The 12931-nt window shown below is 28.1% G+C and carries 9 protein-coding genes; 1 reads left to right on the forward strand and 8 read right to left on the reverse strand.

The features are described 5' to 3' along the window. On the reverse strand, window positions 1-881 hold an 881-nt coding region (locus KKE07_01640), incomplete at its 3' end, for a hypothetical protein (protein ID MBU4269560.1). A gap of 170 nt (window positions 882-1051) precedes the next feature. Beyond that, window positions 1052-2641: a histidine ammonia-lyase gene (gene hutH, locus KKE07_01645; protein MBU4269561.1), complete on the reverse strand. Its 1590-nt coding sequence runs from the start codon at window positions 2639-2641 to the stop codon at window positions 1052-1054. A gap of 387 nt (window positions 2642-3028) precedes the next feature. Between hutH and KKE07_01650 the strand changes: the two genes are divergently transcribed. Beyond that, a complete protein-coding gene (locus KKE07_01650; GenBank protein MBU4269562.1) occupies window positions 3029-4387 on the forward strand; it encodes a sodium:solute symporter family protein in 1359 nt (452 codons plus the stop codon). A 210-nt stretch (window positions 4388-4597) separates the two neighbouring features. Here the strand turns inward: KKE07_01650 and KKE07_01655 are convergent, their stop codons facing one another. From KKE07_01655 to pilM, 6 genes are all read right to left on the reverse strand, one after another. Then, a complete protein-coding gene (locus tag KKE07_01655; GenBank protein ID MBU4269563.1) occupies window positions 4598-5914 on the reverse strand; it encodes a hypothetical protein in 1317 nt (438 codons plus the stop codon). Window positions 5915-5977: 63 nt separating this feature from the next. Further along, window positions 5978-6853: an aminoglycoside phosphotransferase family protein gene (locus tag KKE07_01660; protein ID MBU4269564.1), complete on the reverse strand. Its 876-nt coding sequence runs from the start codon at window positions 6851-6853 to the stop codon at window positions 5978-5980. 48 nt (window positions 6854-6901) lie between these two features. Next, window positions 6902-8416 carry a saccharopine dehydrogenase NADP-binding domain-containing protein gene (locus KKE07_01665; protein MBU4269565.1) on the reverse strand — a complete coding sequence of 505 codons (1515 nt, stop codon included), beginning with the start codon at window positions 8414-8416 and terminating at the stop codon, window positions 6902-6904. A gap of 150 nt (window positions 8417-8566) precedes the next feature. Beyond that, window positions 8567-10912 (reverse strand): hypothetical protein, encoded by a 2346-nt coding sequence (locus KKE07_01670; protein MBU4269566.1) that lies wholly within the window; start codon window positions 10910-10912, stop codon window positions 8567-8569. Between the two features lie 21 nt (window positions 10913-10933). Beyond that, the gene (locus KKE07_01675; GenBank protein MBU4269567.1) at window positions 10934-11476 is read right to left on the reverse strand and encodes a hypothetical protein; all 543 of its coding nucleotides are present in this window, start codon (window positions 11474-11476) and stop codon (window positions 10934-10936) included. Window positions 11477-11480: 4 nt separating this feature from the next. Continuing rightward, on the reverse strand, window positions 11481-12931 hold a 1451-nt coding region (pilM, locus tag KKE07_01680; GenBank protein MBU4269568.1), incomplete at its 5' end, for a pilus assembly protein PilM.

Raw genomic sequence — 12931 nt, forward strand, 5'->3', positions numbered from 1 at the left:
AGTTTGGTATCCAATTCATTAAATAAATTTTCATTTTCAAGTAATTGCTTTGTTAAATTTTGTTGTTTTTTAATTTCTTCTATGCTTGTTATTGGGCTTAGCAATTTGCGATATATTTCTGCTATGCCTGTTGCAGTTATGCTTCTTTTTTCCAAATCAAAAGACTTTGTTAGTTGAGAAGCCAAATATTTTCTAGAATTGGATCTTGTTCCGCATAAAATGTTTAAATCTTGCCAAGTCATTTCGTCCAAAACATTTGATTCAGGAATATTATTTTTGCTGTAATATTCGGATATAAGATTTAGTACCAATTTTTGTTTACTATCTTCGTTTGGATTTTTTTGTGCATCTAATTTTGACTTTAGAAAACCTTTTAAACCTAATTTGTTATATTCTTTCCGTAGGGCTCTCAAGCCATTTTCTTCTATTGGCGTGCTTAAAGATTTTGTATTTTCTTTGATTATCTTATCAAAAATATTTGGCTCTGTTTTCTCGAGTTTCGTTGCTTGTTCTATGATTTTATTAATTTCTTCTATTTCTGATTCTGAATACCAAAGAATTTTTAAATCCCCACTTTCTACAAGATTATTTATATTTGTTTTTGATATTTCTATAGATTTAAATTCGTTGTTTTCATAATCTCTTATAATTTCGTACAAAATGATATTCTCTTTATTTTCGGATTCTATAATTTCTCCGAATATCTTTTTTGAATTTTCATCTTTTATTAAGTATTCGCCGATAGCTTTAGCAGAATTTGTTATTTGATCTATTTCTACGGTTTTACCAATAGTACATAATTGTTCATTAAGTGCCGAAAGATTATTAAATAATAAGAATAGATACAAAAGATATATATTTTTTAGAAAAAACTTGTTCATGTTTATGCCCCACCCTAAATTGAATTAAACATTTTTTAATTTAATAAGTTTTCATTATATAAAATTACAAAAAATAGTAAATATTTTAAAATATAGAATATAAAAATAAAACTGGAGCTAAGAATTTAATCTTAGCTCCAGTTTTAATATAAGGTTATTTTTTTAGCTTATTAAGCGTTAATTTCACCAATTTCTTTTTCTACAGCTTTTATTATTTCGCCATCTCTTAGCATTTGTTCAATAATTGCCATATCTTTGTACATAATTCTATCATCAGATACAAATTCAACTTTTTCGCGAACCAAATCTTTAACAATTGAAATGGCTTTTCCCGGTTTATTTTCTCTAAAATCCAAGGCTTGTATTGCATTGTATAATTCAATTGCTATTACCGAGTAAGTATTATTTAAAACACTTAAAGCTTTTCTGGATGCAATTGATCCCATACTTACGTGATCTTCTTGATTTGCGCAAGTTGGTATTGAATCAACAGATGCAGGATGTGCTAAAATTTTATTTTCAGAAACCAATGCTGCTGCTGTATATTGAGGTATCATGAATCCGGAGTTTAATCCACTGGAGTTAACTAAAAATGCAGGTAAATTATCATTTAAATTTGGATCAACAATACGAGCAACTCTTCTTTCAGAAATATCTGCAATTTCAGATACCGCTATAGCAAAAAAATCCATAGCCAATGCTATTGGTTGTCCGTGAAAGTTTCCACCCGATACTGCGCCTTCTTCAAAAATCAAAGGATTGTCTGTGGCTGAATTCATTTCTGTTAAAAGAATTTTTTCAACGTAATTTACAGCATCCATTGATGCACCCATAACTTGTGGAAAACATCTTATACTGTAGGCATCTTGTACTTTTTTAGTATTTGAATTAACTAAATTACTTCCATCTATGAGACGTCTTATATTTTCTGCACATTTTATTTGTCCATCATGAGGTCTTGCAAAATGTAATTTTGGATTAAATGGACTTGTACGTGCTCTTAATGCTTCCATGCTTGCAGCAGCTGTTATTTGTGCATTTTTTACTAATTTTTTTGCATCATATAAAGATAATGCTGCAATTGCCGTTAAAACCGGTGTGCCATTATTAAGAGCTAAACCTTCTTTAGATGTTAATGAAATAGGTTCAAAATTTAATTCTTTTAATACATCAGCTGTATCATATCTTTTGCCATTTAAAAATACTTCACCTTCACCAATTAATACCAATGCTATATGTGATAGTGGTACTAAATCACCGCTGGCTCCGACAGAACCCTTTTCCGGAACATATGGATAAATATTTTTATTTAAAAGTTCGATTAGTTTTTCAACTGTAGAAAGTCTAATTCCTGAAAAGCCTTTTGCAAATGTATTAATTCTTAATAAAATTGCAGCTCTAACTATTTCTTGAGATAGAGGGCTTCCAACTCCTGCAGAATGGCTTCTAATTAAATTTGATTGTAAATCTGTTGCTTGATCTTTATTTATTGAAACATTTCCTAAAAAACCAAACCCTGTTGTAAGACCATAAACAACTTTTTCTTGATTTACCAAATCTTCAACATATTGGCGTGTTTTAAAAATTCTATTTTTTGCATCTTGTGATAATTCTACTTTGGCATTGTTTCTTGCTACATCTATTACATTGTCAAAATTTAAATTATCTCCATTTATTGTTACAACTGAATTTTGTGCGAAAATTGATGAAACGACTAATGTTGTTAAAAATAAAAAAGATATTTTATTCTTTTTATGCATAACAAAAGACCTCTCTCTTTTGAAAAACTTTTTATAAAAAATTACTAACTCACGAAAAGATCTTTAATTAGCTAATTAATCGATTATCTAGGAGTGTAAAATGATATTATTTTTTGTCAAATAAGTTTACTGAATCATATAAAAGAAATTTTTATTTTTTGACAAAATTTAAAATGTTTGTTTAAACTTACTCTAATAAAGAAGGGATTTTTATGAAAAACACAGATTGTTTATTATACGGTTTTTGTAATTTAAGTGTTTTAAATCATATTCGAATCCATCATCATAGCCGATAAGGCTATAAATATTTTTTTATTCAAATTTTTAAATTCTTAATTTTTAATAGTTAAATTTTTTCAAACGAAATTATATTTTGGAGTTCTATTCATGAATAGTATTTTTATAACTTTATTTATTGGATTGGGTGTAGTTTATTTAATATTGGGACTTGTTTTTTCCAGAGGTATAAAAAATCTAAAAGATTATTTTTTAGCCGGTAGAAAACTTGGAATATGGGGATTAACTTCTACCTTAGTTGGAACGCAAATTGGTGGTGGGCTTGTTTTGGGAACTGCTGCCGAAAGTTACAAATATGGCTTTTATGGAATTTTTTATTCTTTAGGAATTTGTTTGGGTTTTTTACTTTTAGGGCTTGGATTTGCGTACAAGTTAAGAGCTTTTGAAATATCAACTGTAGCTGAAATATTTGAAGTTTTTTATGGGTCTAAGTTTTTAAAAAAATTAGCATCTTTAATTTCAGCAATATCTTTATGTGGAATTTTGGCGGCTCAAGTTTTGGCTTTAAAGAGTTTGCTTTTTGGACTTGGAATAACAAGTAATACAGTTGTAATATTAACTTGGGCTTTTTTAGTAATTTATACAATGATTGGTGGCTTAAAGGCTGTGGTAGCAAGTGATCTTTTTCAGGTTTTTATAATATTGTCTGTTATTACCGGTTTGTTCTTTTATAGTTTTAGCGCAAATAATTTTTCCATAATGGATTTAAAGAATCTTTTCTTTAATAAAGAATTATTTTCAACGCAAGATTTAAAATTTAATTCTCTTTTTGCAATATTGGTTGTACCGATACTATTCTCTTTAATAGAACAAGATTTGGCACAGAAATTTTTTGCGGCAAAGACCAAATTTGTTGCTTCAATTTCAGCACTAATATCTTTTGTAATAGTTTTATTATTTTCTTTTATACCTGTTTATTTTGGATCTATGGCTAAATATTCAGGGTTGGATGTAGCTTCAGGTTCAAGTCCATTTATAGTTTTTATTTCGAATAATTTTGGCAGTTTAGTTTTGGCATTGGTTGCTTGTGCCGTAAGTGCTGCAATTACTTCAACTTCAAATTCATTACTTACAGCTATCAGCTCGAATTTATCTCAAGATTTTGATTTTAAATTTTTTAAAAGCAAATTATTTCAATCTAAAGTTATAACATTTTTAATTGGTTTATTGGCGCTTGTTTTGGGATTAACGTCTAAAAATATAATAGACACAATAATAATAAGTTATGATTTCATGTTAAGTGCTCTATTTGTACCGTTATTTTTTGTGTTTTTCAAAAAGAATTTTAATAAATTATCTGCTTATTTAAGTATAATTTTAGGGGCTTTAAGTTTTGTAGTTTTAAAAATTTATCCAATAAATTTTCCTGCAGAAATTATAACTTTATCCATATCTTTGATAGGCTATGTTTTAGGATATTTATTTAAAACAAAAAAAATTATTAATTAAGATTGTTTTATGACTCAAGATATTCCGGTGTTGCTAGATTCCGGGGATTTAAAAACAATCCCCGGTTTACACTCTAAAAATTTATTTTTAAAAACAGAAAAAACTAATAAGAAATGATATGACCATTGGTCTTGTGCCGCATGATTTTTTAACTTGCATGAATTTGCTGTCACATAAACCAAATATTATTAATATTCCTGTAAAATAAGATTAATTTATAATTTCTTTTAAAAATCCTACCCACTCTGTATCTTTTGAAAAAATAGTATCTAAATAAGATTCGTCGATTTTATTTCTTGGAAAATAAAAGGCAAGTCCATGCATTTTACTAACAGCTGTCCCTGTAACGTTATAAACAACACAATCTTTTAGTAAATTTAATCCCGTTATAATAAAATTTTTTAAATCTCTAATACATTGAGCACATGTTCCATCAAGCTCAAGCTTGCAAATATATTCCAATAGATTTAAATAAAACATACCTAAATCACGATAATAACTCGAAGAACACATATTTAGTGTATTTTCACGAGCATTAAATATTAATTTAGAAAACTCTTGTTTATGTTTAAGCATAATATTTTTGCATGTAACTATAATATCGTTAAAATTATTAACCAAATTATTAATTTTTGATAAATCTATAGCAGAAAGTGTATAACTATTTTCTTTTGTATTTTTCTGATAATAATCACTATAACTTTTAGTAATAAAAGATAATACATCTAATACTGTTATATTATTTTTATTAAAATTATTAAGTAATCCCAGATAATCCCAGCCATCAACCAGTTCGCAATTTTGTGATCCCACTAAATAGTTAGCATAATCTTTTATTTGATAAGCAACTTCCAACATAGACATTTTGCAGCAATCTGTGCCTAGAATATCTAGTTTATTGTTATCAAGCACTTTCTCTTTAATAGTTTTTAACATATAAACCATTTGAGAATTATTTATAAAAGTTTTATTACCTTCAAACATAAAACCTTTATGTAAATTTCTATGATTTGCATGGTTTATTTGTTCCTCGATATTTTTAATTGGGCAAACTCCATCAACGCAAACATACTCAGGTTCATCAGGTTCTACATCCCAATCAAATGCACCAATGTTATTTTGTTGACACTTTGGGCCTAGAACTCCAAAGCCATGATTCCACATAATAAGAGCATAATGTTTTGCCGGATAATTATCTTTTATAAACTGCATAAAATTGATTACATTTTGTTCTGAATTTTGTAAAAAATCTTCTGTGTTTATTAAATTTATTTTGTTATTACAAATATTATATCTAGAAAAATTTTCGGGCGTTGCATGCACCTGGACAACTAGATTTAAAAATTTACTATCAAATTTAGCCGTAGCCATAGCATTTAAATTTCTATCTTTCCAGAAAGCTAAGCTAGCATCACTATCTTCCATGTAAACGGCAACAGTCCAATCTTTTGGTTCTTGGGAATGTAAATTGAATAAATAAAAATTTATAAAAATAAAAAACAAAAATATTTTATTAAATTTAAACATACTATTCCCCTTAAGATTTTTGAATATTTATCTAAAAAACGTCAAATTTCATCACTTTTTTGTTCAGAAATTTATACTTTCAAGTATTTCTAAAAACTTAACAAAATATATTGCATCGATATTATCTTCTATTGACCAGCAGGCACATAAAACGGCTTGAACATATGACCAATCAAAAATTTCTTTACTATCAAGATTAAGATATTGAGCAAACAAATATATTCTTTTTTGAATTATATTTTTTGCATTGGAAAATTCCAATAATTCCGGAATTGGATTACAAATTGCGGTAGCGGGTTCAAGTGATAAAGCGCCAATTACGCCTTTTGGATCAATTGCGACCCATTTATTTTTATCGTTTAAAAGAATATTTTCATGATGCAAATCTCCATGCAATAAAACTTGTTTGGAATTTGTGGCAACTAATTTTTCACTCAATTTGCGAGCTTTTACAAGATATTGTTCAGGGAGATTCCAACTTTTATCCAATATTTTTAAAGAGTCATAAATATTGGGGAATTTCTTTTGGCCCGGCGCTGCTGATGATTGAAGATTTTGGATTACATCGCTTATTATTTTGACAGCCTGTTCGTCTTGATCGGGAAAAAAAGTTTTTAAACTTATTCCGGGGACTATTTTTTGTAAAAGTAATGCTTTATGTTTAATATCATGATTAATTAATTTTACGCAACCATTTCCGGCAAAAGCATTTAAGGCATTAAGCTCTGCTTGTAGATTATTTATATCAAAAAAAAGTTTTAATATAACCGGTTGGTTATTTTGTTCACAATTCGCAACATAGTTATAAGATAAATTTGGTATAATTTGTAAGTTCGATAAATTCCAAAGTTTTTCTATTTTAGTAATTAATTCAGGAATAGAAGAAAGCCAATTTTGACCAAAATCACCATATAAATTAATAATATTTTTTTTAAACATAATTTATTTTTTAATTATCCAAAATACTTTCACTTTTTAATATAATTTTTAAAGTCTGTCATCAACCAAAAAAGATTCAAATTGCCAAAGTGTTTTTTTATCCGGAGCTTTGGATCCAAATTTTAAATATTTTTTATTGATATTTTTTAATGGCGTCCAGTCTGACTGGATTGATATAAAAGGTTCTATGTATGGTGTGGCAAAATTAAGAATAAATTCATGATCAATATCGTCAGGTAATAAAAAACCCTCTTTTGGATTTTTTATCATCCAAAGTGCAGCTCCAACGACAGATACAGCAACTTGTAAAGTTGTTGCTTGTTGATGTGGTACTAATTTTCTTGCCGTATGAATATCAAGAGCACTTCCAATCCACCAAGAATTAAAATCATGACCCATTAATAAAACACCAAGTTCATCACGACCATCTATAATATCGTCATTAAGAATACGTTGTTTTTTTTGTACATTATATTGTTTCATTCTAAGTTCATGTAAAGATGCAATAGCCGAATCGCAAGGGCAATAAGCATAGTGCACTGTTGGCCTATATATAGCTTTGCCATTTTTCCAAACAGTTAATCTATCGGAAAGACCAAAAGCTTCGCCGTGGCGAATAACCATACCGTTAATTTCTCCAGATGGAACCCATGATCTTACAAGTGTGTTCATACCTAAAGTACCAAGACAAATTTGATTTTTAGGACCATGATTATATGTATAAGCATTTTCAGGTAATTTATTTTCGTGCGTTCCCCAGCCTAGCTCTGCAGGAGCAACACCCTCTTCATAAAAACCTTCAACTGACCATGTGTTTACAAATTCATCAACTTGTTTTGGCTTATCTGTAATTTGAGAATCTCGTTCACTTATGTGTAAAACTTTAACATTAAGTAGTTGAGCAAGTTTTGGGAAATTTTTTTCTGTAATATATTTTTTAAAATCTTTGATTCTTTTATCTTTTGGTTTAATTTCTATAACTTTATTTGCAATATCTATTAAGGCTTTTTTTGTAAAATGCGAAACCAAACCGGGATTAGCCCCATGATCTACTATTGCAGTAGTGCCCTTTTTTCCACCCCACTTTTCCGCAATTAATTTTCGTAATTTCATGTGTCTTGTATATAAAGTATATTTTCTTGGATCTGTACGATTTTTATCACTATATGGATCCCATTGTTCTATAGAAGTATTTATGTATAAAACCGTGTTGTTTCTGCACCAGTTGAGTATATCCCAGCATTCAATATTCCAAGCAAGATCTATTATCATGTCACCAGAACCGACATGCTTTGCTAAAAGTTTTTTATAATTTTTTGCAGTAATTTTTTCAAAAATATAATTTACACCTGCTTTAAGTGCATCTTGAATTCTGTGTTTATTGTCTACAAAATCCATAATGGTTATATTTTTTGTGGGCATTATAAAGTGACGTAATATGAGAGGTATTGCACTTTGAGCAACAGCTCCGCATCCGATTATAAGTAATTTTCCGTCAAACTTTATTTTAGTTTTAGGAATTTGAACTTTGACTTTTGGATATTTTAATTCGTTTTTGATCATCTCTTCTATAATCCCCTCTTAAATAAAAAATATTAACTATAGAAATAAAAATACTAGAAGTGGTGATCAAAATCAATTTTTGAGAAAAATTTTTTAACCTTTTACTGCAATATAAGATTTGAGTTTTGAAATATTTAAATTTTTATAAATTTATGCTCTTAATCGAGATTTTTTTGTTCTACCGTTTTTTGCTTTAATTTTTTCTTGTTTTATGTCTTCCTGTCCCTTAGCTTCTTGAATATTTTGATTTTGTTGCGCATAATTTATAAAAGATTCATTTTTAGTGTATTTGTTTGGCGAAATATTTTTTGTTAATTTTTTATCACTCAATTCTTTTTCTGCACTGTAGTAAGTGTCATTTTGCATATCTACATCCATAGGTTCATTGTATCCTGTAGCATAATTATCTATTGGCCTGAAAATACCGGCTTTTGTATCTTTTATTTTCTGTGATATAGATTGTTTTGCAGGCTTGAAGAACCATCTTTGAATTGGATCTTTATCCGATGTAAATGTATCGTGTTCAAAGATCTGATGTTTAGCAAAGTCAACTTTCATTTGAGTATATTCATCAGGAGTTCCGTCTATTTTAGGTTTTATTATGCTTGGACGAATAAAGACATATAAATTTGTTTTAGTTTTATTTTGAGTTTTACTTTTAAATAAATTTCCTATTATTGGAATATCTCCTAATACCGGAACTTTATATGTTTTTTGTTCATGTGAACTTTTTGTAAATCCTCCAAGAACTAAAACTTCACCCGTTCCTATCGTTACTCTGGTATCTATTAATCGTGAATGTTCGTCTGGAGATGATGAAGATGTTTCATCAAAATTTGTAAAATTTACAAAAACTTTTAAGTTTATTGATCCATCAAGATTAACTTTTGGTGTGAGTTTTACTTCTACGGGCGCCGTTATTAATTCTTTTTTTCTTACAAGACTTCCTGCTAAATTTGTTTCAGAAAATGCACCGTCAACATATCTTGTTTCCTCGTTTTTTACAAAACATTCTTGATTATTATTTGTTGTTATGTATGGTTCAATTATTATATTATTATTATTTCTATAAAGAATGGCCTTTATGGCACCCCATAAATTTGATGGTTGACCAAATGTTATATGCGAACCACTATATCCATCAGAATCTGCTCTGCGATACACCGGTGGAACTTTTGCCAGATCAGTAGCTGCAATTGCTCCTGTACCAATTAAATCTATAGTTTTATTGGCAATAGCTGTTTCAAAATATGGATTTATATGTTTCCCGAACATTCCTGGATGTTTGGGCTTAAATTGAGCTTTTAATTCTGCTTCATTATTTATATTTACATCTACAATCATTACTTCAAAAGCAACTTGTGGAGATGGTTTATCTATGCTGTCTATTAATTTTACAAATCTTTTCCAATCATCTTTCCCACATGAAATAATTAATCGATTACCGCCACCTTTTCCTTCTTTAGCTTGTTCTTCCGTAAAAGTATCTGTTGCAATGATTACATCTTCAAAAAACTTATATTCACCAATTTGTGCGGTTTTAGGCAAACCTGTCGGTGGCTTGCGGATAGTTTCCAACAATTTACCAACCTCTTCTGCTTTAGCATATTTTAATTCTATTATATGCAATCTTGATTCGGCAGATTCCGTTGGTATATCTATATATGTTTTTACAAAATCTATTATTCTATTTAAATTTTTTTCTTGTCCCAAAAGTATTAAAGCATTTTGTCTAGGTTCTTCTATAATTTTTGTGTCTTGTGAAAAATAGGTCATTTGTTTTTTATCTCCGCCGGGAGTTAAAAAACGAAGATTTTTTTGTTGATCTTTTGGTACTATTTGATCAAATATTTTTACAATATCTGCTGAAACCGTATGTTTTAATTTTACAACTTTTATAGATTCTCTAAGCCCGCCTTGGTCAAGCTCTTTAATAATTTTCATTGCCGCTTTTATATGTAAACATCTGTCTGTAATAACCAATGCATCTAAATTTGTATTCGGTTGTACCGTACCTTCCAGCATTGATTGTAAAAAGCTTGCAACGGTGTCCGCTTTGATATTTTTTAAAAAATAAATATATCTTATTACTTCATCCGTATCCGGAAGTAATTCAGGTTCCAATCCTGAATACATAGGTAAAGGTTCCTGTTTATTTGCTGCTTTTGTAACAATTCTGAATACATTATCAACATTTATAATTGAATAACCGTTTACTTCCAATAATGTTAAAAGTATATTCCAGGCTTTATCTAACGTTAAAGGTTCTCTTGTTGTAAGTGATACGGGTAAATTATCAAGAGCTTTATTTGGAATTAAATTAATTTTTTTTGCTTCCGTTAAATAATTTACAACACTTGATAATGTTGCTTTTTCAAAATTTAAAAAAATATTGGCTTGTTCAGATGATTCTTGCGAAAATAATATATTTTTTGCAAATATATTTATTAGAATAACAAATATTACTACGCCAATTTTATTGAGCCGTTTAATCATTATAGACTCCACCTTAAATTACTAAACTTGTTTAAATTTTTTTGTAGCCAAATCTATATAAAAGGTTATTTTACCATTGTTTTGGTTTTCAATTTTTAACTCTTTTAAATAAACAATTCCTTTTTTATTTAATTCTTCAATAATTTCAACCAATTTTTGCATAGTCTGGTTTTTAAATATCGCAGAAATTTTTATTTCATCAAACTTATCACTTGCAACTGTTTCTTGTGTATCCCAATTTGGTTCCGGAGAAATATTTTGTTGTGAGCAAAATTCTTCAAAAAATTTTCTTAAATTGAAATCTTTGTCTTCTTCAAGTAATTTTTGCAATCTATCTTCTTCCATTTGAATTTTTTTATATCTTGTTTCTATATTTTGTATTTTTATTTTTAATTTGTTTATATCTCGAATTCTGGTAATTAAATCGCTATTTTCCGTATAAAAAAAATAACTTAGACCGATTACCAAAAAAAATATTAAACCTATAAATAATTTTAAATTTTTGTCGAATTCTTTTTTGGACATTTTTTCTATATAATTTGTTAAATTATTTATTATTTTCATATTTTTATTCTTTTAATTTTAACGTGGCTTTAAATCTAATTTTACCTTTATCCTCTTCTACTTTGGCATTGTCGGACATTGCGTTTGGATCGCAAAATTCTAAATATTCAGACATTTTAAACGCATTTTCCAATTCAGGAAAATATTGCCAGTTTTCTGTACTTCCCGTTTTAGCTTTAAATAATCCTTCTACATCAACTTTTGCAATTTCTTCATCTTCATAAATTTTTACAGAATCAATGGTAACGTCGAATTTCTTTTTATCTATAATTTTTGTTAATTCTTCAAGTATTAATAATGTTTTTAATTTTTGATTTTCAAAAGGTCCCCAAATTTCCAGTTTTTCATTAAGTATTTTTTCCGATCTTGATATTAATTGTTTGAATGGTAAATTTTTTGCAAGCTTGGTTTCTTTTGAAAATATGGTGTAAATTTTGGCGGATTCTTTTTGCTCAAATTCTTTTATTTGGTTTAGTAATGTATATATTCGTATTGAACCTATTGTTATTATTGAAAAAAATACTAAAACAACTAACGATACTACTGCAAATATTTGCTTGAAGATTAATCGATTTTCATCGCCAATTAAAGAGCCTTTTTTTAGATTAAAATGTAATAATTTATCCATTGGTAAAGTTGAGCCTAAAACGGTTATATATTCATTCCAATTTATTTCTGTTTTATCGGTTTGATTTATTACATGTGAGTTGGAAAATATTTTTTTGCAATCAAATATTTCCGATGAAATTTGTAAAACATTTTTAGCATAATTGCTTAAATTTTTAATTCCCGAATAACTTCCTGTAAAGATAAGTTTGCCCAAAGGTTTCTGCATATTTAGTTTTAATGAAAACGAGTTTAATGTAAATTGAATATCATTGAAAAAATTTATAACATGTTTTTCAAATGATTTGTCATATTTTTCATCGCCGGATTGCCCAAAGCCAAATAATTTTAAATTTTCTTCTATTTTATTTAGTGGTAAATTTGTTTCATCGGTAATATTTTTTTCTATGGTAGAAATACCCTTAGGGATTACTCTGGTTACTTTTAATATATTGTCTTCTATAAGAGCAATTCTTGTTGAATTTGAACCTATATCAACTATTGCACATGGTATATTATTGTTTTTATATTCCGGAATATTGTTATATAAATTAAATATTGAAAATAGATCGAGAGTTATTTTTGTGATATCTATATCTGCTTGCTTGTAAATATCCAATATTTCTTCAACATCTTTATTTCTTACGGCTGCAACTAAAAGTTTTGATTTCTTTTCAACATTATTTTGTGATGTTATTGTAAAATCTATGGTGGCTTCTTTTATTGAAAATGGTAATTGATCCTCTATTTCGTAATCAAGAACCATTCTGATTTTATCTTCTTCAAGAAATGGAATTTCAAGTTCTTTTAAAATTACAATTCCTGTTGGTATGGATATGAATGCTTGAT

This window comes from Candidatus Dependentiae bacterium (assembly GCA_018897535.1).
Lineage (GTDB): Bacteria > Babelota > Babeliae > Babelales > UASB340 > UASB340.